Raw genomic sequence first — 22,787 nt, forward strand, 5'->3', positions numbered from 1 at the left:
CGCGTCAAGCAGACCCGGTCTTGCCGGACAACGCGTCGACCTCCGCCCTCACCTTCACGAGCTTGATCTTACGGACGTCCGCCTCCACCACCTCGTACAGCACTCCTCCCCTTCGGACGCTCGCCCCCACTTCGGGAATCCGTCCGAATTCCTGAAGAAGATAGCCCGCCAGGGTCTCGTAGTCGCCCCTGGGAAGCCTCATGCCGGTGGCAGATTCAAACTTGTCTATTTCAATCTGCGCGGGGGCAAGGAAAGTGCCGTCCGCCGCGCGATGAACCGCTCGCCTCGGCGAGACCGGCTCGTGTCCCATCTCGCCGACAAGCTCTTCGAGCACGTCCTCGACGGTGACCAGTCCAGCGATGCCTCCGTATTCGTCGAGGACTATCGCCATGTAGCCGTGGCTTTTTTGAAATTCCTTCAGCAGTTCGCCGCAGTTCTTTGATTCCGGAACCATCGGCACGGGCCTCACAATCTGTGAAACAGTTTTTGTGAGGTCGTTCTCCTTGAGAAGATCCATCACGCGCACGATGCCTATTATCGACTCAACGTCGCCCTCGTACACCGGTAACCTTGAGAACCTCTTGGTCGCGAAAACGTCCACGCATTCGGCGAGTGTACTGGAGCTTGCCACTGCGACCATCGCGCTCCTCGGCACCATTATGTCTTCGACCGTCGTCCTGGTGAACTCCTTCACGACCGAGGCGAGCGGCTCACTACGCAAAGCATCCGACGGGTCCCGCGAGAAGACTGCACAAAGCTCCCGTGCATAACCTTCTTCGAGACGAGAGGTTGCGGGACCGGCAGCATTTCTTGCTATTCTAGCCGCCGCCCTGCCGATGGGCAACACGAAAAAGCGAGTCGCGCCGCTCGCGAGCGCCCTCGCAGGTCCTTCTGCGCCGAGGGCTCGAGCGAGCCGAAGAGGTAACGCAATGGCGCAGGCCAGTACCAAGAGCAACCACACAAGGCCACCGAGTAGCGCCCACGCGAGCGGGTGACCGACCCCTTGGGCCGGCGGTGACGCCGAGAACAGAGACGAGGAAAAGAAGGATAACGACGCCAGCGATGAAGCGACCGCGACCGACAAGCTCAGAGCAACTCTCAGTTCGAGATGGACGCGTCGTCCGACAAGTCCGCTCCTGGTGCCGCGCGCAAGAAACACGTTAGAGAGCGCCGTAAGATAGACCGCGAGCGCCCCCGTTATCCAGAACCACACCCACATCAGTTTCTCTTCTCCACCTTAAGACTCCAGATCGCCTTGCCTGTTGTTTTGGCCACGGAATACGAGAAGACTTCGTCGGAAACTCGCTCTCCCTTGAACGGTTCGGCGCCCAATTGCTTCCTGACGTAATCGCCCAGTGTCTGACTCAAGTTCCCGGAAGGCACGACTCCAAAAATCTCCTTCAGATCTCCCAGTGCTACGTTGGCCTTCACGATGGCGGTTCTATCATCGATGACCTGGTACGCAGGCTCTTCAGGTTCGTAATTCTCATAAAAGTCGCCCACCACCTCTTCCAAGATGTCCTCGCCGGTCACGAGTCCCATTGTCGGGCCTGCTGTTTGTCCTGTCGTCCTCGCCACCCTCTGCCCCGTCACTTTTCCCGAAGGACCGGTCACTATGGCAAGGGTGGCCCGCGCCTTCTGCATTTGTTCGAGCGCGTGTTCTATGGTCGCGTCGCTCCCAACGAACACCGGCTTTCTGGCGATCGAACTCACGGCGTCAGCGCCGCCGCCCTGATGCAGCCGAATCACGACGTCCTTTGCGGTCACGTAGCCGGTGATCGAGTCTATGGTTCCAGAGAAGATAGGAATTCTGGTGTAGGAGGCTTCCCTCACCAAATCAGCGACTTCGGAAACGCTCGAAGAGTCTTCGGCACAAACCATGTCGGTCCTGGGAACCATGACCTCGGAGATCCTGCGTTCCCTGAGCCTGAGAAGGAGTCTCAAGACCTCTTTCCCGTGGCCGGACCCGCCATTCACCGCCTTGCCCCTGGCATCGCCGGTCCGCCCGGGCGCGCCGATCAGGATTCTTCGCAGCCGCTCTGCAATCGCAAGAACGGCTTCGGAAAGAAAGAGTGATTTCGTATGGGCTGCAGCACCCTGGCCGCGCCCCGCTTGCATCCCCTGCCCCGCTTTCGCCTCCCGCCCCGCTCTCCTCAGAAGAAACGGAGCAAGCACAAGAGTTGCAAGAAAAGCGGTGCCAGGAGATAGAATCCACACACCCACTTTCGTCAAACCGAGAGCATGCAGGGACAGACTGAGCAGATAGCAGGCGGCGGTCAGCGCAGAGATTTCTAGTAGATAGAGTCCCCCCGAAGCCAGGTTTCTCTTCTCGATTTTCTCGTCGTCGAATTGAAGACTTCCGTCACCTGAATCAAGCCACAGCAACGTTCTCGCGCGATGGGCGAGAAGAAAGAAAAAGAATGCAGCCAGGGTGAGCACGGAGAGGAGGGTCGCTACGACTTTCATCTCAAAGAGTCCGGTCTCCTTCACGCACCTCGCCCCTTCAGGCTTCTTGACGACGAGTTTCTACGTTTCGAAGCGATCAGGGAAGATATCGGCCGGTCAAGCGAAGCGATGTGAAGATTCTCGCGCTTGTGCATCCTGGCTCGGTCGTTGCTCGTGCCGTCGTCGAGGCCGCACAGATGGAGCAGCCCGTGGATCAAGAGTCTTGCCACTTCGTTACCCAGGCTCACGCGGTATCTCTTGCTCTGGAGTATCGCTCTATCCACGCAGACTATGACTTCCCCGAGCCTGATTCCGGGAACAGGCCTTCCCTTTCCCATTTCGGGTGTCAATTCGAACGCGAGGGTGTCCGTGGGTACGTCGCGGCCCGTGAACATCCGATTGAGTCTCTGCGTCGCCCTGTCGCCGAGAAAGACGATCGAAATTTCGTCGAAACGAATCCCCTCGGAACAAGCAGACTCGCGTTCCAACACAGAAGAAGCAATCATCCTCGCGCACCTAGAACGAATGCCAATCCTTCTCTGTCTGTTCGCTATTGATATCTCCATCTTCCTTTTTCTTCACGTCTTCAGGGTACGACGGACGCCCGTGGAAAATACTCGTGAGGATAGGGATGAAGCTCCCCCGAATCTTTGCAAGCTCGGCCAAGGTGAGGCCGCATTCGTCGAGTTCGCCCTCCGTGGCCCTGTTCTCGATGATCCGCTTTACGATGCCGTGTATTCTGCTGGATGTAGGAGTCGAGAGCGACCGGGAAGCTGCTTCCACGGAATCAGCCAGCATGATGATGGCGGCTTCCTTCGAAGAAGGCTTGGGCCCGGGGTAGCGATACTCGTCGATGGGTGCATCGCTGTCGATCTCGAGAGCCTTCTGGTAGAAAAACGCCATTAGCGTTGTTCCATGATGCTCCATTATTAACTGCCTTATGATTCTGGGTAGCTTCTCCCGCTCCGCGATCTCAACCCCCTCCCTCACGTGCGACTCCAGGATAAGGCAGCTCATCGAGGGTGTCAGTCTGTCGTGCCTGCTTCGCGCGTCTTTCTGATTCTCGATGTAGTACTCGGGCTTTGTAATCTTGCCTATGTCGTGATAATACGAGGCCACTCTTGCAAGCAGAGAGTTGGCGCCTATGGCCTCCGCGGCCCCTTCGGCAAGGCTTCCGACAACCATGCTGTGATGGTAGGTCCCCGGGGCCTCAATCATCATCTTCCGCAATATGGGCCTATTAAGATCGGATAGCTCGAGAAGCGTGATGTTTGTAGTGAGTCCGAACGTGCTCTCGAGCACCGGGAGAAGAGCAATCGCGATCAGGGTGGATGCAAACGAATTGAGGATGCCGAAGGCCGCACTCTTGACAACGACGGAGCCGGCCATGCCGGAGCTGAACCCTCCCACAAGAATCGACACCACGTAGGCCATGGACACGAACAGCATGGCCGTGTAGAACTGCCTTCTGTGCGTCACGCCGATCACGGCAAAGACACCCGTGACGGCGGCAATCAGGGAGACTATCAGAAACGTCAGGTCGAGTCCCGCGAGGGCTCCGACGAGCACACTTGTGATGATGCTCACAAGGAGTGCGAGCTCATCGCCGAGCAAAAGGGTTATCAGGAAGGGCACGATGGCGATGGGTACGAGGTACGGCGATTGCTTCAATACGTTCAGAACTATCGCGGCAAGCGCCACGACCAATATCGCCACGATGGCAATCAAGAGCAGCATGGGAGCGTCGGAGAGAATCTTGGGCCGCCTCACGCGCAGGTACCAGGCAAAAACAAGAACAAAAAGCGCTACCACGGCCATCCTGCTTGCGTAAGGCAGCAACCGGCCCAACCCTCGCACTCCCTGGTCAAGCCCGCGCCTGTAATACTCGAGAGAACGCAGCTTCCTAAGATGCTCCGCCGTGATCCTCTCGTGACTCTCGATTATCTTCTCGCCCTGCAGGACGACGCCTTCATACGGCGAAACGGAATTCCGGGCTTCGGTTCTCTCGGATTCTGTTCTGACGGCGTCGTACTCTGCGTTAGGATCTACGAGCTGGCTCACGAGTTCGACGAACGCTGACGAGGCGACGGAGTTCTTGGAAAACTCTCTTCTTGCGTCGGTTCGAGCCAGCTCAAGAACGCTGTTCTTGTCCCGAAGCGACGAGACGGGGATTTCAGTCTCGCCCTTGGCGCCTCTGATCATGACTCTGCCGTGCCCCCCAATTTCTACGCCCCTTTTCGACTTCACGACACCTGCTTCGAGAGTGCGCACGGCAAAGGCCTCCACTTTCGCCACGACATCCAGGCCGAGGGCTCTTCTCGCAAGCAAAGACTGTGTCTCGGGTGAAAGACGGACGTCTCCGAGCACGGAAATGTCGAGGGGCGCGTCTTGTCCGGCTTCGTGAGCCTGTACGGCCTGCCTCAAGGCCGCCAGTCTGGCCATGCATATGCTGGTTTGCTGAGCGTCGACGGCGAAGACCGGCAGGACCGTCTTCGCCGCTTCTTCCTTTTCGGCCTGATACTGTGCGTCCGGCTTCAATATGCTGAACTGAAAAGGAGCTATGATCTGCTTGTCAGAAACGGCGCCTTCTCTGTACTCGCTTTTTGGCGCGATGGAAGGCGGCGGGAAGAGCAACACGGCGACGATCACAAAGCCCAGGCCCACGGCGAGCTTCTGAGAGAGGAGGAGTCTTTTCTTCAGGCCTTCGTCTTGCGAAACGGAGAGAGGCAACCTTGGTTTTTGCTCTTTGGCGGAGCCTCTGCGAAACAGATTTCTCTTCGGAACTTTCACTTTCGCTTCCTCTCTTCAGCCTCGAACGCCATGATGATGTCTTTGACCAGCTTGTGCCTCACGACGTCGCGCTCAGTGAGATAGATGAACTTTATGCCCTCAACGCGCCCGAGGATGGATTGGACCTGGATGAGACCGGACTGACTGCTGTCGGCCAGGTCAACCTGCGTTATGTCGCCCGTGACGACGGCCCTGGAGTGGGCACCGAGACGCGTGAGAAACATCTTCATCTGGCCTAAGGTCGTGTTCTGGCCCTCGTCGAGTATCACAAAACTATTGCTGAGGGTCCTGCCCCTCATGTAGGCAAGAGGCGCGATCTCGATTACTCCTAGCTCTATGAATCTTTTCATCCGATCGAAGCTCAGCATCTCGTGAAGGGCGTCGTAGAGAGGCCGCATGTAGGGATTGACCTTGTCCTCAAAACCTCCCGGAAGAAATCCCAGGCTCTCCCCGGCCTCGACGGCCGGTCTCACAAGGAGTATTCTGTCCACTATCTTGACCTTCAAGGCATTCACCGCCGCCGCCACGGCCAGATATGTCTTCCCCGTTCCTGCCGGACCGATTGAGAAAACAACGTCGAATTCTTCTATTGCCTTCAAGTATTTTGCCTGGCCGACGGTTCTCGGAGAGACAGAAAGGTGCTCGAGGTGGTAAACGGTTCTCTGCGCATTGTCCAGAGTCTGAGAGGTCTGTTCCTCGACCGAGTCGATGGCGTAGCTTACGTCGTGTTCCTCGAGCACACGGCCCTCCTTCACCAGGGCTATCAGTCCCTCCAGGACTCTGACAAGCGGTCTGACCTCATTCTCGGGCCCGCTCACGGCAATGACGTCGTTGCGCACAACCACTCTTGCCTTGAATCTCGCCTCGATTATTCGGAGGTTGCAGTCCTCTCTGCCCAAGAGGCGAAGCGGCTCTATGTTTTCGATGGACAGCTTTTCGGTGATTTCCTGTTCCAATTCCTCACCTCAACGGCAGGCGAAAGAGTTACACGCTGCCCCGAGAAAAAGGGGAACTCTTGGCCTCTAGGAGGGCAAGAGTTCCCCTTTGTAAGTATTTGTAATACGTTATCCCGATTGGAGTTAGCCTTAAGGCTGGCCCTATCTCGGGATCTTCAAGACCTGTTTCGGATAGACGAGGTCCGGATCCTTAATCTGATCCTTGTTGGCCTCATAAATCTTTGGCCACTCGCGGCCGCTCCCGTAGACTTCCTCGTAGCCCGCTATCTTGAACAGGAACTCTCCCGTGTACACCACCCACTCCGAAGGAAGACCTCGCGGTACAACCAGCACCCAGTCAGGGTAGATCAAGCTAGGATCTTTTATCTGGTCCCTGTTGGCTCTGTACAGCACGGGCCACTTCAGGGAGTTGTTATAGATCGTCTCGTAGCCAGAGATCTTGTACAGGCAATCGCCTTTGACCACAGTGTAAGTCTCGGGCTCAGCCGACTTAGCTCCGGGCTTGGGCTCAAGTTTGTCTATCTCGCTCTGAAGCTCGGCAATCCGTGCGTCAAGGGTTGCCACTTCGCTCTCGAGATCTGCGGCTCTCTTGTTGCCATCTGCGACCTTCTGATCTGCGGCTTCTGCGTTCTTGGCCTGTTTGTCCAGCTCGCTCGCAAGCTGGTCACAGTAAGAGTTCCTCTGCTCTTTGGAGAGCTTCGTGAACTCCTCAGCGGTGTAGTAATCGCCCCTCGAAACGTCAGGAGTGCGAAGCACTTTGTTCGAGCAACCCGCTAGAAGGCACAAGGCCAGAAGGGCCACAGCTATGAGCACAAAGTATGCTTTTCTGCTCCTCATAGCTTTCTCCTCTATTCTTTTACAGTCAATCACATTACTATTACCTAACGATTCCACTGTTTACCTTTGCGTCCGAGCGCCAGGATCGTCTCCTGGTCGCCCAGGCCGTCAACACGACCACCCCTACTGCGCCGCCTTCTCAAGCTCGGCCTTCCTAGCCTGTAGCTCTTCGATAGTCGCCTGTTTGCTCTGAACCTGAGCCTCAAGGTCAGCCACCCTCTGGCTGCCCTGCTGCAGCTGCTGATCAACCGCACCGGCCTTGGCTCTCGCTTGTTCTACTTGATCTTCACTGACGGTGCAAGGAAGATTGGCGGCACAACCCGCCATAAAACCCACCACAAACAAGATGGCTCCAATAAACAATAACGACTTGACTAGCCTAGTAGACATTCAATGCACCTCCTTTCCTGCGTGAAAATAAAATTGTTTGACACAACTTATGCCATGGCAAGAAGTTAGCCATGCCACGCCACGCTTCCACACGTGGCGCCATGTTACATATCCAGCCAAGAGCTGTCAAGCAAATTCAGCAGAGACGCCGGAATCGGACTTGCTTCGCCCCCGGAGTCTCAACTCGCATATTCTATACCAGTTTGATGCCCAGATCGGCGATGTCTTTCCCCTCGACTTCGCAGGGAGACGCGTCCATGAGGGAGCTCGCGCTCGTGGTCTTAGGGAATGCGATGGTGTCTCTAATCGTATGTCTTCCAGCCATTAACATGACTATTCTGTCGACACCCAGGGCGATGCCTCCGTGCGGAGGCGCACCGAATTTCATGGCGTCGAGGAGGAAGCCGAACCTCTTTCCGGCCTCATCGGGAGTCAGTCCTACGATCTTCATGACCCTGAGCTGAAGCTCAGGAGAATGGATTCTTGTGCTGCCCGAACCAAGCTCCACGCCGTTGCACACCAGGTCATAGATGTGGCCTCTTACCTTGCCCGGGTCGGTCTCGAGGGAATCAATGCATTCATCGTACGGCATACTGAAAATGTGGTGCGTCGCCTCCCAATGCTTTCCTTCTTCGTTCCAGGTGAAAAGTGGGAAATCCAGCACCCATGCAAACCTGAAATTAGACATTGCAGAATCCGTCCTGTTTCCCAAGACGGTCCTCACCGCGCCCATGGCCTCGAAAGCGTGCCGCCCCGTTGCCGCCGCGACGAAGGCGGTGCCGGCGACCGGCGCTCCTTCGAGCAACTTCCCAGCGAACTCTTCGCTGATCGACTTGCTGAAGCCTCCTTCGAGTGCCCCGTTCGCCACTCTTGCCCAGAGGAGCGGCTTCACACCCGTCTGGCCGATGAGTGATTCGAGATCGGAGATCTCTTTTCTCGACAACTGAAATGGAACGACGAGACCCGCAACGCGGCCTCCCGCACTCACGGCGTCGGCAACAAGAGAAAGGCCGCACGAAGCTGCCACGCCGGTCAATTCGATCATGTCAAAGGGAATTCGCAAGTCCGGCTTGTCGGTGCCGAACCTTCGCATCGCCTCTTCGTAGGAAAATCTCGGAAAAGGAGTCTCGAGCTTGATTCCCAGGTTTTCTTCGAACGTGTCTGCGAACATCCGCTCCATTGTGCCGAAGATGTCTTCCTCGCTGCCAAAACTCATCTCCACGTCTATCTGGGTGTGCTCCGGTTGCCTGTCTGCTCTCAGGTCCTCGTCCCTCAGGCACTTTGCGAGCTGAAAGTACCTGTCAAAGCCCGAAACCATGAGAAGCTGCTTGTAGAGCTGCGGCGATTGAGGCAGTGCGAAGAACTTGCCCCTGTGCACCCTGCTGGGAACAAGAAAATCCCTCGCGCCTTCGGGCGTAGGCCGAACAAGTATGGGGGTCTCTATCTCGAGAAAGCCTTCCTTACTGAGGCACTTTCGCACGCTCTGGCACACGCCGTGCCTCAACGCGAATACTGCTTGAAGCGACTCTCTTCTAAGGTCCATGTAGCGATACTTGAGTCGCAATTCCTCGCTCGCCAACGCCTCATCCGACGGGAGAAACGGGGGAGGCGTCGCTTCGTTGAGAATCTTCAACTCCGCAGGGAGTATTTCGATCTCACCCGTCGGCATCTCCGGGTTCCGTGCGCTTTGAGGTCTTTCCTGCACTGCCCCCTTCACGGCAATGACGTATTCCAGCCCGATTCGCTTCGTCTTCTCCATCTGTTCGGGCGAAAGCAACTCGGGTCTAAACACGACTTGGGTCACGCCGTACCTGTCCCGCAGGCCGACAAAGATCACGCCACCAAGATCTCTCACGCTCTTCACCCATCCCATGAGAGTCTCTGTGCGACCCGCGTGCGTGGCTCTGAGTTCGCCGCACGTGACCGTTCTTTTCCAATCGCCAAGAAGCTCCATCATTGTTCGAGCCCTTTTCCCAAGTAGCCTTCAAGTTCCGCCTCGGCCACTTTCGTCTGTTCGCCACTCATCATGCTCTTGACCGTGAATACTCCGCTGCACAGTTCGTCCTCGCCTATTATTACACTGAAACGGGCGCCCAGAGAGTTTGCTGTTTTCATTTGTGACTGAAGACTTCTCTGAGCCAGGTCCAGCTCCACGCGGAGAGTTCCTCTCAACGTGGCGGCGACCGCGAAGCATTTTTCTCGCGTCTTTTCAGAGACCGAGACCACGTACACGTCCGTTCCGGCAGGCACGGGGACGTCGAGATTCTCTTTCTCGACGGCGAGCATAATCCTGTCCAGGCCCGCTGCAAAGCCCACGGCAGGCGTCGGAGATCCTCCGTAGAGCTCGATCAAACCGTCGTATCTGCCCCCGCCCCCAAGCGCGCTCTGCGCGCCGAGCATGTGGTGGTGGATTTCGAAGGCGGTCTTTGTGTAGTAGTCGAGGCCGCGCACGAGTCCGGGATCCACTTGAAAATCCAAGCCCACCGCCGCCAGCCTTTCCTTCAGCGCGTTGAAGTGATGCGAACACTCTTCGCACAAACATTCGAGTATGGATGGGACCTTCTCGACCGTTTTCTTGCAGTCGTCCACCTTGCAGTCAAGAATTCTGAGCGGATTTCTGTCGAAGCGCACTTTACAATCGTCACACAGGCCGTCAAGACTGTCTTTGAGTCGCTCCTGTATCAGCCGGGAGTAATAAGGTCTGCACTTGGTGCAGCCCACGGAGTTGACCTTCACGGTGAAGGCCTGGAGGCCGAGCTCTCTAAGTAGCATCACGTGCAAGAGGATGCTCTCGGCGTCCCCTTCTACACTCACGTCCCCCACCAGCTCGGCGCCTACCTGGTCGAATTGCCTAAGCCTGCCGGCCTGCGGCCTTCCGTAGCGAAACATGGGACCAAAATAGTAGAGCTTGAGCACCTTCGAACGCTGAAGCAACCCGTGCTCTATCACTGCTCTCGCCACCGAAGGCGTGCCTTCCGGTCTCAGGGTCAGGCTCCTGCCTCCCCTGTCCACGAATGTGTACATCTCCTTGAGAACGATGTCGGTGCTGTCACCGGTGCCCTTGTGAAAGAGCTCCGTGTGCTCAAAGATGGGTGTTCTTATCTCCGAGTACCCGAAGCGAGAGAGTACGCCTCGGAATTTCTCCTCCAGCCACAGCCACTTTGCGCTTTCGGGAGGAAGGATGTCCCTCGTGCCCCTTATCGACTGGAATTTTCTTCGTTCTTCTTCCTTCTCCACTTGCTCTCCACACCGAACAGGGCGAATTGACCGAACGTGGCGCCTGCAACGTCCGCAAGAAAGTCAAAAACGCTTCTCGACCTCCCCGGAACCGTGCTCTGATACCATTCATCACAAAATCCTACTGTCACTGCGGCGATTATGGCGAAGCCGAACCAAAATCTCCTCAAGAATCCGGGGCCCGAGTGGCGAAAGGTTCTGCCGACAAGAAAACCCAGAAGCCCGTATTCGGCAAAATGGGCGAATTTGTCCAGGTAGCGGATATGCGTGGGGCCCGGCAGGTCAGAGATTGAGGAGACGCCGAATATCAGGGCTATGTAGCCCAAGACCGGCAGCCAGAACCTCAAGAAGATGGAAAGAAATCTGACGTCGGAGCCTTCAAGTTCTCTCACGCGGTACTCTCCCACCTAGAAAGGATGGAAAAAGAAAGCCAGGGATCATAGAATCGGTGGGCTCTCGGCTTAACCACCAAGCCACAGTCTAACAGAATTGCGGGCGATTTCAATAAGTGGAACGGGATAGAGACCAAGTAAGAAGGTGAAGAACGACATCAGAATGAGCCCGACCCTCATACCGGGGCTAATCGCTACGGGCGCGTATTCCGGCTCCTGGTCCTTCGCGAAGTACATCACCTTGAGAATCTTGCAGTAGTAGAAAAGGCTCACCACGCTGGTGAGCACGCCAACGACGGCGAGCGTGTAGAACTTTTCTTCGATCGCGGCGGCAAAGATAAAGAACTTCCCCAAGAATCCCGCCAGAGGCGGAATCCCCGCGAGCGAAAGAAGAAAAACTGCCATCGCCGCAGCGAGCGCCGGCGATTTCCTGTTGAGTCCCACGAAGTTCGAAAGCTCTTCCCCTCCCGACGCACGCGATACGACCGTGACGACAGAGAATGCTCCGATGCTCATGAAGAGGTAGGCGAACAGGTAGATGACGATGCTCTCCGTACCGGCCTTGGTGCCGACGCAAACGCCGATCAGAAGATATCCTGCGTGGGCGATGCTGGAATAGGCGAGAAGCCTCTTCACGTTGGTTTGCACGACTCCCACGACGGTGCCCACGATCATCGTGAGGACGGAGAGAACCGAAAGAACGTACGTCCAGTCGATGTCGAGAGAAGCGAAGCCTCCTCTGAAATACGCGAGCACACGGATCAAGACCACGAACCCCGCGGTCTTCGACACCACGGAGAAGAACGCCGCCACCGGGGTCGGACTGCCCTCATACGTGTCGGGCACCCACATGTGGAACGGGACGATGGTCATCTTGAAGGTGAGGCCCGCGAGAAAAACGCCGAACCCGCCCATGATCAGAAGCCTCTGCGTGCTCTTCGTAAAAGCGAGACCGATGTCCTCTAGAAGCGTCGAGCCACAGACTCCGTACAGGAATGACATTCCGTAAAGGAGAATCGCCGAGGAGAAAGCGCCCAGAAGAAAATACTTGATGCCGCTTTCGTTTGACTTCGCGTCTCGGTAAGCGTAGCCGGCAAGTATGTAACAAGGGATGCTTGCCATCTCGAGCCCCACGAAGATCATGATCAGGTCGCCCGCCGAGGCAAGCACCATGAAGCCGAAAGTGGCGAAGAGCAAGAGAGAGTAATACTCCCCGAGGCTCAGTCTTCTCACCAGGCGACAGTCGAGAGTCGTCAGGACGACAAGAAACGCTGCGATTAGAAAGACGAATTTGACTGTCGTCGTGAAGGGATCCGAGACAAACGCGCCGTTCAGGGTCGTGGCTTTGAGAAACCATCCCCTTTCTGCCACAATCAGCGCGACCGCGATCCCGCAGAGCGTGAGCCACCAGAGGACCTTCTTCCTTTCTTCTGAAATGAGAAGGTCCGCGACGAGCACTACGAGAGCGGCGATTACGACGACGAGCTCCGGTGCAATGAGCCTGAAGTTCACGTTGACAAAGCTCAAACTAGCTTCCTCCCTCTTTGTTCAAATGCCTTATCCAGGCTCAGGTTCTACACTCCAAACTCAGGTCTCGCCAAACCAGGATCGGATTCCTCTGATCCTCCCAGCCGGGCTCAGATTCCTCTCATCAGATGTGAGAGAGCCTCCATGGAGGAGTTCATAAGAGCGATAATGGGCCACGGGTAGACGCCGATGGCCACAGTAAGAATCTGAAGCGGAACGAGCGAGACAAGCTCCCTCGCACTCAGGTCCGGGAAACCGGCGTGTTTTTCCTGAGCCTTGCCCAGGAACATGCGCTGGAGCATCCAGAGGAAATATCCCGCCGTTATTACGATGCCGACTGCCGAGATGATCACTATCGGCTTGAAAATCGCGAACGCTCCCACAAACACCATGAACTCCGCTATGAAACCAGCAAGGCCCGGCAGGCCCAGAGAGGCGAACACGGCTAGACTCATGATGCCCGTAAATATGGGGAGTTGAATCGCCAGGCCGCCGAAAGCATCTATGTCCCTGGTGTGGGCGCGGTCATATATGACGCCCACGAGAAGAAAGAGAGACCCCGTGATGATGCCGTGTGCGAACATCTGCATCACGGCACCGTTCATCCCCGTGGTGGTCATGGAAGCGATCCCGAGCAGCACGTAGCCCATGTGACTCACGCTCGAATACGCCACAAGTTTCTTCAAGTCTTTTTGCGCCATGGCGACGAGGGCGCCGTAGATGATGTTTATTACGGCAAGGATGGCGAGCGGAACCGCGAAACTCCGGGCCGCGTCCGGTAGAATCGGATAGCTTATCCTCAAGATTCCGTACGCTCCCATCTTCAGCAGAACGCCGGCAAGAATCACGCTTATCGCAGTGGGTGCTTCGACGTGTGCGTCGGGAAGCCAGGTGTGAAACGGAAACACCGGGACCTTGATCGCAAATCCGAGAAAGAGGGCGAGAAATACTATCATCTGGAATCTGGGGGCAAATGGGTGCGCCGCGGATAGCTGCACGATGTCGAAAGTGTGCGGCATGCTCGTGAAATACATCGCCAGTATTGCCAGAAGCATCGCGACGCTTCCCAGGAGCGTGTACAGGAAAAACTTGATGGCGGCGTATTCTCTGTTCGGCCCGCCCCAGATTCCTATCAAGAAATACATGGGGACGAGCATCGCTTCCCAGAAGACGTAAAAGAGAAAGAAGTCGAGGGAGACAAAGACTCCCGTCATTGCAGTCTGAAGCAAGAGGAACAGCGCGAAGTACTGCTTCACGCGATCCATTATTCCGTAGCTCGCGATCACGGCCACGAAAGAAAGCAGGGCGGTCAGGAAGACCATGGTAATGCTGAGACCGTCGACACCCAGGTAGTACGAGACGTTGATGGGGGGGATCCAGGGAGCCTTCTCGATGAATTGGAAGCCGGCCATGCTCCTGTCGAACTTCACAAGCAAGAGCACGGAGAAGATGAGCGAGATCCCGCTGAAAACGGTGGAGACGGTCTTTATGCCCTTCTCGCTGTTGTTACTCATCAAGAGGACGACGATCATTCCGAGCATCGGCACAAAGGTGACAAGTGTTAGAATCGGAAGCTCCATTCAGTTTTCCTCCGTCTCAGTGCAAGAATCTCACGATCTCAGCAGAAGTCCGCTGTCGAAGCAGGAACTTCCTCGTCAAGACAAGAACTTCACTATCAGAATCGTTGCGAGCCCCACTATTATCATCAGAGCATACTGCTGCAAGTAGCCGGTTTGTGCCCGCCTCGCGATGGAACCGGCGAATTGTGTCACAAAAGCAACTCCGTTGACGGCGCCGTCGACTACGTAAACGTCAAACCATCGCTTTATCCTGCTCCAGACCACGGTGACCGTGGCGACCCCGTTGACCGCACCGTCTATGACTCCGAGATCGAACGCGAACAAACCTCTTGTCAGCAGGACGAGCGGCCTCACTATCAACGCAAGATAGATTTCGTCCACGTAGTACTTGTTGTAGAGAAGCCTGTAAATCGGGGCGAATCTCTTGGAGAACGCGTCTCTCGAAATCCAGCCCTTGACGTACGTGCCGTAGGAGAGAAGTATTCCCGTACCCGCAACCAGGAGAGAAGTCCCCATCACCCCGTAGTCGGGACCGTGGTGACCGTGCACCTCGCCGCCCGACAGAAAGCTCCCTATTCCCTGCTTGAACCACGGCAAGCCCACCCAGCCTGCGCACACGGAAAGCACACCCAGAACCGCCAGAGGAATCGCCATCACAGAAGGAGACTCGTGCGCCTTGACCTTTTCCTGTCCAAGGAAGACCACAAAGTAAAGCCTGAACATGTAGAAAGCAGTGAGCAGTGCACCCGCGACTGCGACGAGATAAAGACCGGGATTGCCGGATCGATGCACGGCAACGAGTATTTCGTCCTTGCTCCAGAACCCGCTGAACGGCGGGACACCCGCGATGGCCAGGCATGCGATCAAGAAAGTGGTCGACGTAATCTTCATGTAATTCCTCAGACCGCCCATCTCTCGTATGTCCTGTTTCTGGGTGGCGTGGATGACGCTCCCGGCACACAGAAACAGAAGCGCCTTGAAGAAGGCGTGCGTCATCAGATGAAACATTCCTGCAACGTATCCACCGCATCCGAGTCCAAGCATCATGTAGCCAAGCTGGCTGAGCGTCGAGTAGGCAAGCACCCTCTTTATGTCGAACTGCGTGCACGCGATGGTGGCCGCGAAAATCGCTGTGATTCCTCCTATCGTGGCCACCGTCAAGGAGGCCTCGGCGCTGGACGAGAAAAGCGGGAAGCAGCGGGCGACCATGTAAACACCGGCGGCCACCATCGTGGCCGCATGGATCAGGGCGCTTATCGGGGTCGGACCTTCCATGGCATCGGGTAGCCACACGTGGAGCGGAAATTGCGCACTCTTCCCCACCGCGCCCGCGAACAGACAGACGGTGGCAATGGTCAGAAATCTTGGAGCGAACTGGCCGCCCTGGGCCATCGAGAAAATCTCTGAGAACTGGAACGTGCCGGCCGCGGTGGCGAGCAAGAGAATGCCGACGAGAAAGCCGAAGTCCCCGACCCTGTTTGTTATGAAGGCCTTCTTGCCGGCGTCAGAGGCACTCTTCTTCTCGAACCAGAACCCGATCAAGAGATAAGAACAAATGCCGACGAGTTCCCAGAACATGTAGAGCAGGAAGAAACTGTTGGAGAGGACGAGGCCGTACATGGAGAAGATGAAAAGCGAGATGTATGCGAAATACCTGGAAAATCTCGGGTCTCCATGCATGTAGCCGACGGAGTATATCTCCACCAGCAGACCCACCACCGACACCACGACGAGCATGAGGGCACCGAGCGGGTCCACGGCGGCCCCTATGGAGAACACGTATTTCCCGGCCTGGAACCACGGGTAGCTGACGTCCACCCTGCCGCCTGAAAGCACGTAGAACAGGAAGGCAAACGAGAGGCAGGTTGAGGCAGCGGCGGCGCCTATGGCGGGGAAGGACCCTTTGCCGGGCAGCCTCTTACCAAAGAAAATCGTGACCGCAAAAGCAAGCAGCGGAAGAAGAGGTATCAGGAATGCTGCAACAATCAACTGAGTTCCTCCAGATATGTCTCAAGTGTTGAAATGCGTCTTGTCATAAAGGAGCTCCCCCAGAATCAACCTCGCCGAAGGATCGGTCGGATCGAGCTCCAGCGCCTTCTTCATCTCCGCGATGGCCTCGTCGATCGCGCCCTTCTCCACGTAGAGCAACAACCCAATCTGATAGTGCGCCTCGGCGAATGCCGCGTTCAAGCCGAGAGCGCGCTTGAACATTCCGATTGCAGCGTCCACGTCGTGCAGATCGCTGAGCATGACGCCGAGCTGAAAGGTGGAGTCCGTGTCGGTCTTGTCAAGCTCGATGACCTTCCCGTAGTGCCGGGCGGCCCTCTCTTTGTTCCCAAGCTTACGGTATGCTTCGGCGAGCTTCCTGTGAGCCGCGGTGAAGTCACCGAGTAGTCCGATTGCCTTCTCCAGCATGGAGACCGCGGAGGAAAAATCGCCTTCCTCGAGCGCCAGCACGCCGGACATGTAACGAGCCGCCGCCGAGTCCGGCTTCTTGTCGAGCAGTCTCTCCACGATGGGCTTTGCCCTCGAGAATTTTCTTTCTTCGATGAGCAGGGAACCGGCCCACTGTAGAGAGAGCGCAAACTCGGGGTTGAGCTCGTAGCATTGTGACAGGTGGTCACAGGCCTTGAGTCGTTCTTCCTGAAGCGCTTCGAGAAACCCCATCAGAAAACTCGCTCCCTGAAGTCTAGGATTAAGCTCCATGGCTTTCTTCGCGGCCTCCCTTGCAGGGCCGATCTCTCCAAGCGCAAGGTTGCAGGCCGCAATGTAGAGGTGCGAGAGTTCGTGGACGGGATCCAGGGCCGCACCGGTCTTGAACTCCTCGAGAGCGCTCAGAAAGCTCCCTTCATTGAACAACGCGATGCCCCTTGTCATGAGGTCCCGCACGCTACCCTTCGCACGCGTACGCCTCTGCCTTTCACCGAGTCTCGTCCCGCACTCAAAGCAATACCTGTGATTGTCAGGATTGGTGGTCTGACACTTCGGACAAATCATTGCGTCTCCCCGCCAATTCCTACCACTTCAGGATGTTGAATCTGTCGGCAAAAACCGCTCGCACACTCCTGTAAAGCGCCAGAATCAGCGCCAATCCAACGGCCGCTTCGCCTGCGGCAACGGTCATTACGAACACCGCAAAAACCTGTCCGTTGAGGGTCGACGTTTCCACAAAACGGGAGAACGCTACGAGGTTCAGGTTTACGGCGCCGAGCATTATTTCTATGGAAATGAGAATACCGATGGCGTTGCGTCTCGTGAGCACGCCGAACATGCCGACGACGAAAAGAATCGCTCCAAGAATGAGATAGTGCGATATCGGTGTCACTTCTTTGTGATTTCCTTTCCCAAGAAAACGGCGCCCACCAGGGCCGCGAGAAGAAGCACTGACGCTACCTCAAAGGCCTCCAAGTAGGTTGACAGAAGTTGCCTTCCGATGATCATTACGCTCCCTTTCTGAACAGGCGGCACCTCTACGGACCAACCGGCGCCGCCGATTATGTAGACAAAGGCGCCGAGTAGTGCCGCACAGAGTATGAGGCCGGGAATCAAAAGGTGGTTGGTTTGCCTTATTGCATCGGAAGTGATCCTCTCCGTCAGAACGATTGCGAATATCATCAGTATTACGATTGCCCCGACGTAAATCAGTATCTGCACAACGGCCAGGAAATCCGCCTCGAGAAGAACGAAGACGCCGGAGAGCGCGAAGAACATCACGGCCAGCGAAAGCGCGCAGTGAAAGATGTTCTTCAGCGTGACTGCCATGATCGCGAAGACAACCGCAGCAAGGCCAAGCAGCTTGAAGGCCAACGGAGCGCTGAAGAGTTCAGCCCAGCTCAAATTCAGACCTCCGGTCTCTCAACAAGATCCTCTTTGTGATAGATCAAGCCGTCCCTCGTCTCGGTAGCAAGCTCATACTTGGAGGAAAGTCCGATGGCGTCATGAGGACAGGCTTCGGCACAGAGATTGCAGAACATGCACCTGGAAATATCGACGTCAAAGACGTCCACCTTTCGCTTCTTTTCTTCGCCGGGGGAGGTCTCTATGTTTATCAGGTGATCGGGGCACGCTCTCGCACACAGCATGCAACCGATGCACTTCATCTCGTGGGTGCCGGGGTCAACCTTGAGAACGTGAAGCCCCCTGTAACCGGCCGGCAGCTCCCGCCTTTCGTAGGGATATCTTATGGTAATCGGGCGCGAGAACAGGTATCGCAGCGTCACCTTCAATCCGTCTACGAGGGTGCGTAGTCCATAAAGAACAAGAGCCACGGGACCCGGACCACTCTTTGTTCTACCTGTTTTCGCAGCGTCTGCCATAACCTCTTCTTCGTCCTAATTCAGAACCGCCATCACAAGTCCGGTCACCAGAAGATTCAAGAACGCAAGGGGCAAGAGCACCTTCCAACAGAAGGACATCATTTGATCCACTCTCAGCCTGGGGAACGTGCCTCGCAGCCAAACCATAAAGAACATGAAGAAAAACGCTTTTCCCACGAACCAGAAGAACCCCGGAAGTATTGGCCCGTGCCAGCCGCCAAGAAACAGTACGGTCGCCATGGCGGAAATGACGAACATGTTTGCGTACTCCGACAGGAAGAAAAACGCGAACCTCAGACCACTGTATTCCGTGTGGAAACCGGCGACCAGCTCGGACTCCGCCTCCGGTATGTCGAACGGAAGCCGATTGACCTCACCGATGCCGGCTATGACGTAGATTGCGAAACCCAGAGGCTGGAGAAACACGTACCAGACGTGCTTCTGAGCCTCGACTATCCCATGAAGGCTCAGGGTCTGAGCCAGCATAAGGACGCCGAGCACGGAAAGAAGAAGCGGCACTTCGTAACTCACGATTTGGGCGGCCGCCCTCATCGCGCCGAGAAGCGAGTACTTGTTGTTCGAGCCCCAGCCCGCCATGAAAATGCCGATGGTCGCCACCGACCCTATCGCGAACACGAACAGAATGCCCATGTTGATGTCTCTGGCAACGAGCTTGTCCGAGAAAGGAATCACCACGTACACAACGACGGTGCTCACGAAAACGACAAGCGGGGCCAGGATGTAAACGGGTCTGTCCACGCCGCGAGGGATGATGTCCTCTTTTAGGAAAAGCTTGATCGTATCGGCAATCGACTGTGCCCAGCCGTGCCGGCCGGTATGGAGCGGCCCCCTCCTCACCTGAATGTGCCCGATGACCTTTCTCTCAAACCAGACCATGAAGAGAACCATCAAGACCATGAAGACCATGACGCCCAGAAAGGCCACGGCCATCACGCCGAGCTCATAGATTGGCCGAGGGAGAAGCTGCGGCAGGAAAATCCAGACGAATTTCAGGAGTTCAACGTTCATTTTCTACCAGTGTTTCCGTTCCTATTATGTTTCCGTTTCCCGGGGTTCGCCGGTGTGCGACTGCACAACCACGCGAGCAGGCTGCGGACAAGCACGTCCGCACGTTCACAATCCTATCGGTCAACCTCTCCAAGCACGATGTCAATGCTGCCCAGAATGGCAACAATATCGGCGATCAGAGCGCCCTCAGTCATCGCGGAAATGGCCGCAAGGTTGATGAACGAAGGAGCTCTTATTTTCACGCGATAAGGATTCGTGGTGCCGTCGCTTATCACATAGAAGCCGAGCTCTCCCTTGGGGCCTTCTATTCTCGAATAGGCCTCGCCCTTCGCCGGCTTGAGCACTCTCGGCAGCTTGGCCCTGGAATCGCCTTCGGGAAGCCCGTCCAGCGCCTGCCTTATGATCCGTGCGGCCTGGCGCATTTCCGTGATTCTGACGGTGTATCTGTCCCAGACGTCTCCCACCGTACCGGTGGGAATGACGAAGTCCATCTCGGGATAAACGAGGTACGGCGCGTCCTTTCGCAGGTCCCACTTGATGGCGGAGCCTCTCAACATGGGCCCGCTCGCCGCGTAGGAGATCGCGTCTTCGCGACTGAGGACGCCTACGCCCTTCGTTCTGTTCACGAATATGATGTTGTTCGTGAGAAGCTCCTCGTATTCGTCCACCCTCTTGTCGAACGTGCCGAGGAGTGCCCTGCATTTCCCCACGAACTCAGGAGTGGCGTCCCTCGCCACTCCCCCGAAGCGCACGTAATTGAAGGTCATCCTTGCCCCGCAAAGCACCTCGAAAGCGTCGAGTATGTCTTCCCTCTCTCTGAAGCAATAGAGCAAGGGAGTGGCCGCCCCCAGGTCGTTTGCAAAAGAACCGAGCCACACGAGGTGGCTTGCCAGCCTGCTCAGCTCCGCTACGATCACCCTTATGTAGCTCGCTCTTCGGGGGATCTCGACTTCGAGCAGAGATTCCACGGCCAGAACGAAGGCAAGGTTGTTCGACATTCCCGCGAGGTAGTCAAGCCTGTCCGTCAATGGAATGAACTGAACGTAGGTCCTCTTCTCGGCAAGCTTCTCTATGCCTCTGTGGAGAAAACCCACGTCCGGGAGAACTTCGACTACTCTCTCTCCCTCGATGGTAAGGCCGAGCCTCAGCACTCCGTGAGTGCTTGGGTGCTGTGGACCCATGTTGATGAAAAGACGCTCTGTCTCAAGCTCCGCCATCTAGTCTCCCGGAAATTTGTCTTCTTCTGCAAGCACGTAGTCTTTCCTGAAGGGGTGCCCTTTCCACTGGTCGGGAAGGAGTATTCTTCGCAGGTCAGGATGCCCGCTGAACTGGATTCCCAGAAGATCGAACGCTTCCCTTTCGTGCCAGTTGGCGCTCTTCCAGACGGCCGCTACGGAGGGAGCCGCGTCCTTCTCGCCGACCCCGACCTTGAGCACCAGGACGTGCTTGTGTTCGAGTGAAACAAGATGATAGACGAGGTCGAATCTAGGAGCACGTTCCGGATAGTCGACTCCGGATATGCAGGTGAGATAGTCGAAACCCAGGCCGGGCTCTTTCCTGAGAAATCTGGCCACGTTTTCGAATGCCTCGAGCTTGACCCGAACCGAAGGCCAGTTCGTCCGCTCTTCGACAACGGAAATCGAATCTGGAAATTTCTTCAACAGCAGGTCGACAACGGGGCTGGGCCGAACGGAGTCTTCCTTCTGCCCTGCGTTTTCGCTTTCGGAATCTCCCACCTGTTCCCTCCGACTATTTCCGCTCTTCTCTCCGGGTCGGCAGATCGCCTGGGTCCCGGCACACAATTCGCTACTCAACTCGTGGCACTAATCAGCTCGTCTTCCTGGCCAGAGTCTCCCTGTCAATCTTCTCCCTCAACTTCAGTAACCCGTGCAGCAGAGCTTCGGGCCGGGGAGGACAGCCGGGAATATAAACGTCGACAGGTAAGAGCAGGTCCACGCGCTTGACGACCGAGTAAGAGTCGTAGAACGGCCCGCCGGCGATCGCGCAACCGCCCATCGCAACCACGTATTTCTTCTCAGGCATCTGCTCATAGAGAAGTCTGAGTCGTGGCGCCATTTTCTTGGTGACGGTTCCAGATATTATCATGAGGTCCGCTTGTCTCGGCGAGGCTCGAAAAACCTCCATTCCGAAACGTGCAAGATCGTACCTGGAAGCTGCCGTGGCCATCATTTCGATGGCGCAGCAAGCCAGGCCGAATCCGAAGGGCCAGAGCGAGCATTTTCTTCCCCAGTTTATGGCCTTATCGAGAGTCGTGATGATTATGTTAGGCCCGAAGCGATTCTCTATAATGCCCACTTCAAGGCTCCCTTTCTCCACGCGTAGGCAAGCCCAATCAAGAGCACGCCCACAAAAACCGCCATGTCCACGAAGGCCACGGGGCCGATGCTCTTGAACACGAGCGCCCAGGGCACGAGAAAAATCGTCTCAATGTCAAAAATTACAAAGCAGAGGGCAAACACGTAGAAGCGAATATTGAACTGCGACCAGGATTGGCCGACGGGAATCTCGCCACACTCGTACGTGGTGAGTTTCCTTCCGGAGGGATCTTTCGGCTGGATGAGGGAACCTACGAAAATAGCAAGAAGCAGAAAAGCAAATCCGGCTGCCGCAAAACCGGCGACGTATGCGTAATCAAGAAGCATAGTTTGTAAATTATCCAAACCGGCCCTTGAACCCGAAGTCGCCCCGAAGCGACCTGAAGCGACAACGGCCCCTCAGCCGGTTTTCAAAGGTACTTGGCCTCGGCCTGCTTGAGAACCTCGAGGAACTCTTGCGCACCGGCGCACTTTTTCAAGTGCTCTCGGACACTCTCTTCTTTCAGCAGGCGCGAAATGTTGGCAAGCGCCCGGACGTGAGGCCCCCTGAGCGCCTCCGGAGACACGAGAAGTATGAACAGCCTCACGGCCTCCCCATCCACGGACTGGAACTCTATGCCCTTGGGCGAGAGACCGCACGAAGCCACCAATGAATCTATCGATTTCGCCTTGCCGTGTGGGATGGCCACCCCGAAGCCGATGCCGGTCGACATCATGGCCTCCCGCTCCGTAACCTGCTTGAGAATCTCTCCTCCGCTCTTCAGTCCGTGGGCCTTCTCGAGAAGGCTCACCAATTCCTCTATCACCTCGTCCTTGGTGGTGGACTTGAGCGAAGTAGAGATGGCTTTCTCGTTGAGGAGTTCCGATAATTTCATTTGCTACAACAAGTTCCGCGCTACGAAAGAGACGTTCACAAAGAGACCTGTCAAAAAAAAGGACCTTTATGGTCGAG

23 protein-coding genes are annotated in these 22,787 nt (G+C 56.2%); all 23 read right to left on the minus strand.

The annotated features are described in order from the left end of the window. Positions 1-4 precede the first annotated feature (4 nt). Entirely contained in the window at positions 5-1,219 is a 1,215-nt protein-coding gene (locus NTX17_09955) for a hemolysin family protein (GenBank protein MCX5801697.1), read from the minus strand. Then, positions 1,219-2,466, minus strand: coding sequence for a CBS domain-containing protein (locus tag NTX17_09960; protein MCX5801698.1), 1,248 nt, complete (start codon positions 2,464-2,466; stop codon positions 1,219-1,221). Before NTX17_09960 ends, NTX17_09955 begins: the two co-directional genes overlap by 1 nt. A 20-nt stretch (positions 2,467-2,486) precedes the next feature. After that, positions 2,487-2,951: an rRNA maturation RNase YbeY gene (ybeY, locus tag NTX17_09965; protein MCX5801699.1), complete on the minus strand. Its 465-nt coding sequence runs from the start codon at positions 2,949-2,951 to the stop codon at positions 2,487-2,489. Between the two features lie 10 nt (positions 2,952-2,961). Next, a complete protein-coding gene (locus NTX17_09970; GenBank protein ID MCX5801700.1) occupies positions 2,962-5,235 on the minus strand; it encodes an HDIG domain-containing protein in 2,274 nt (757 codons plus the stop codon). Beyond that, positions 5,232-6,191, minus strand: a complete 960-nt coding sequence (locus NTX17_09975; protein MCX5801701.1) for a PhoH family protein — start codon at positions 6,189-6,191, stop codon at positions 5,232-5,234. Before NTX17_09975 ends, NTX17_09970 begins: the two co-directional genes overlap by 4 nt. 141 nt (positions 6,192-6,332) lie before the next feature. Next, positions 6,333-7,028, minus strand: coding sequence for a LysM peptidoglycan-binding domain-containing protein (locus tag NTX17_09980; GenBank protein MCX5801702.1), 696 nt, complete (start codon positions 7,026-7,028; stop codon positions 6,333-6,335). A gap of 123 nt (positions 7,029-7,151) precedes the next feature. After that, on the minus strand, positions 7,152-7,418 hold the full coding sequence (locus tag NTX17_09985) for a hypothetical protein (protein ID MCX5801703.1): 267 nt from the start codon (positions 7,416-7,418) through the stop codon (positions 7,152-7,154). 193 nt (positions 7,419-7,611) lie between these two features. Then, positions 7,612-9,375 (minus strand): aspartate--tRNA ligase, encoded by a 1,764-nt coding sequence (gene aspS / locus NTX17_09990; GenBank protein MCX5801704.1) that lies wholly within the window; start codon positions 9,373-9,375, stop codon positions 7,612-7,614. Further along, positions 9,372-10,655 carry a histidine--tRNA ligase gene (gene hisS, locus NTX17_09995; protein ID MCX5801705.1) on the minus strand — a complete coding sequence of 428 codons (1,284 nt, stop codon included), beginning with the start codon at positions 10,653-10,655 and terminating at the stop codon, positions 9,372-9,374. Before hisS ends, aspS begins: the two co-directional genes overlap by 4 nt. Beyond that, positions 10,616-11,047, minus strand: a complete 432-nt coding sequence (locus NTX17_10000; GenBank protein MCX5801706.1) for a VanZ family protein — start codon at positions 11,045-11,047, stop codon at positions 10,616-10,618. Before NTX17_10000 ends, hisS begins: the two co-directional genes overlap by 40 nt. A gap of 69 nt (positions 11,048-11,116) precedes the next feature. Beyond that, positions 11,117-12,574, minus strand: coding sequence for an NADH-quinone oxidoreductase subunit N (locus NTX17_10005; protein ID MCX5801707.1), 1,458 nt, complete (start codon positions 12,572-12,574; stop codon positions 11,117-11,119). A gap of 110 nt (positions 12,575-12,684) precedes the next feature. Beyond that, positions 12,685-14,154, minus strand: a complete 1,470-nt coding sequence (locus NTX17_10010; protein ID MCX5801708.1) for an NADH-quinone oxidoreductase subunit M — start codon at positions 14,152-14,154, stop codon at positions 12,685-12,687. A 75-nt stretch (positions 14,155-14,229) separates the two neighbouring features. Continuing rightward, a complete protein-coding gene (gene nuoL, locus NTX17_10015; protein MCX5801709.1) occupies positions 14,230-16,143 on the minus strand; it encodes an NADH-quinone oxidoreductase subunit L in 1,914 nt (637 codons plus the stop codon). A 21-nt stretch (positions 16,144-16,164) separates the two neighbouring features. Next, positions 16,165-17,151, minus strand: coding sequence for a tetratricopeptide repeat protein (locus NTX17_10020; GenBank protein MCX5801710.1), 987 nt, complete (start codon positions 17,149-17,151; stop codon positions 16,165-16,167). Between the two features lie 19 nt (positions 17,152-17,170). Further along, positions 17,171-17,479, minus strand: coding sequence for an NADH-quinone oxidoreductase subunit NuoK (gene nuoK, locus NTX17_10025; GenBank protein ID MCX5801711.1), 309 nt, complete (start codon positions 17,477-17,479; stop codon positions 17,171-17,173). Then, positions 17,476-17,991, minus strand: a complete 516-nt coding sequence (locus NTX17_10030) for an NADH-quinone oxidoreductase subunit J (protein MCX5801712.1) — start codon at positions 17,989-17,991, stop codon at positions 17,476-17,478. Before NTX17_10030 ends, nuoK begins: the two co-directional genes overlap by 4 nt. Positions 17,992-17,993: 2 nt before the next feature. After that, a complete protein-coding gene (locus tag NTX17_10035; protein MCX5801713.1) occupies positions 17,994-18,470 on the minus strand; it encodes an NADH-quinone oxidoreductase subunit I in 477 nt (158 codons plus the stop codon). A gap of 15 nt (positions 18,471-18,485) precedes the next feature. Next, positions 18,486-19,499 (minus strand): NADH-quinone oxidoreductase subunit NuoH, encoded by a 1,014-nt coding sequence (gene nuoH, locus NTX17_10040; GenBank protein ID MCX5801714.1) that lies wholly within the window; start codon positions 19,497-19,499, stop codon positions 18,486-18,488. 113 nt (positions 19,500-19,612) lie between these two features. Then, entirely contained in the window at positions 19,613-20,716 is a 1,104-nt protein-coding gene (locus tag NTX17_10045) for an NADH-quinone oxidoreductase subunit D (protein MCX5801715.1), read from the minus strand. Beyond that, on the minus strand, positions 20,717-21,235 hold the full coding sequence (locus tag NTX17_10050) for an NADH-quinone oxidoreductase subunit C (GenBank protein MCX5801716.1): 519 nt from the start codon (positions 21,233-21,235) through the stop codon (positions 20,717-20,719). It abuts the gene before it with no gap. A gap of 91 nt (positions 21,236-21,326) precedes the next feature. Further along, on the minus strand, positions 21,327-21,815 hold the full coding sequence (locus tag NTX17_10055) for an NADH-quinone oxidoreductase subunit B (GenBank protein MCX5801717.1): 489 nt from the start codon (positions 21,813-21,815) through the stop codon (positions 21,327-21,329). Next, on the minus strand, positions 21,803-22,162 hold the full coding sequence (locus NTX17_10060; GenBank protein MCX5801718.1) for an NADH-quinone oxidoreductase subunit A: 360 nt from the start codon (positions 22,160-22,162) through the stop codon (positions 21,803-21,805). Before NTX17_10060 ends, NTX17_10055 begins: the two co-directional genes overlap by 13 nt. Positions 22,163-22,245: 83 nt before the next feature. After that, positions 22,246-22,710, minus strand: a complete 465-nt coding sequence (locus NTX17_10065; protein MCX5801719.1) for a PTS sugar transporter subunit IIA — start codon at positions 22,708-22,710, stop codon at positions 22,246-22,248. Positions 22,711-22,787: the final 77 nt, after the last annotated feature.

The sequence above is a fragment of the Candidatus Eisenbacteria bacterium genome (genome assembly GCA_026388185.1).
In the GTDB taxonomy this organism is placed as follows: domain Bacteria; phylum Eisenbacteria; class RBG-16-71-46; order JAFGJU01; family JAFGJU01; genus JAPLKG01.

What these genes read in the sequence shown, in the direction of transcription:
- NTX17_09955 (MCX5801697.1), bottom strand. Translation starts at nt 1,219, where the DNA reads ATGTGGGTGTGGTTCTGGATAACGGGGGCGCTCGCGGTCTATCTTACG.
- NTX17_09960 (MCX5801698.1), bottom strand. Translation starts at nt 2,466, where the DNA reads ATGAAAGTCGTAGCGACCCTCCTCTCCGTGCTCACCCTGGCTGCATTC.
- ybeY (MCX5801699.1), bottom strand. Translation starts at nt 2,951, where the DNA reads ATGATTGCTTCTTCTGTGTTGGAACGCGAGTCTGCTTGTTCCGAGGGG.
- NTX17_09980 (MCX5801702.1), bottom strand. Translation starts at nt 7,028, where the DNA reads ATGAGGAGCAGAAAAGCATACTTTGTGCTCATAGCTGTGGCCCTTCTG.
- NTX17_09985 (MCX5801703.1), bottom strand. Translation starts at nt 7,418, where the DNA reads ATGTCTACTAGGCTAGTCAAGTCGTTATTGTTTATTGGAGCCATCTTG.
- aspS (MCX5801704.1), bottom strand. Translation starts at nt 9,375, where the DNA reads ATGATGGAGCTTCTTGGCGATTGGAAAAGAACGGTCACGTGCGGCGAA.
- NTX17_10010 (MCX5801708.1), bottom strand. Translation starts at nt 14,154, where the DNA reads ATGGAGCTTCCGATTCTAACACTTGTCACCTTTGTGCCGATGCTCGGA.
- NTX17_10020 (MCX5801710.1), bottom strand. Translation starts at nt 17,151, where the DNA reads ATGATTTGTCCGAAGTGTCAGACCACCAATCCTGACAATCACAGGTAT.
- NTX17_10035 (MCX5801713.1), bottom strand. Translation starts at nt 18,470, where the DNA reads ATGGCAGACGCTGCGAAAACAGGTAGAACAAAGAGTGGTCCGGGTCCC.
- nuoH (MCX5801714.1), bottom strand. Translation starts at nt 19,499, where the DNA reads ATGAACGTTGAACTCCTGAAATTCGTCTGGATTTTCCTGCCGCAGCTT.
- NTX17_10045 (MCX5801715.1), bottom strand. Translation starts at nt 20,716, where the DNA reads ATGGCGGAGCTTGAGACAGAGCGTCTTTTCATCAACATGGGTCCACAG.
- NTX17_10060 (MCX5801718.1), bottom strand. Translation starts at nt 22,162, where the DNA reads ATGCTTCTTGATTACGCATACGTCGCCGGTTTTGCGGCAGCCGGATTT.
- NTX17_10065 (MCX5801719.1), bottom strand. Translation starts at nt 22,710, where the DNA reads ATGAAATTATCGGAACTCCTCAACGAGAAAGCCATCTCTACTTCGCTC.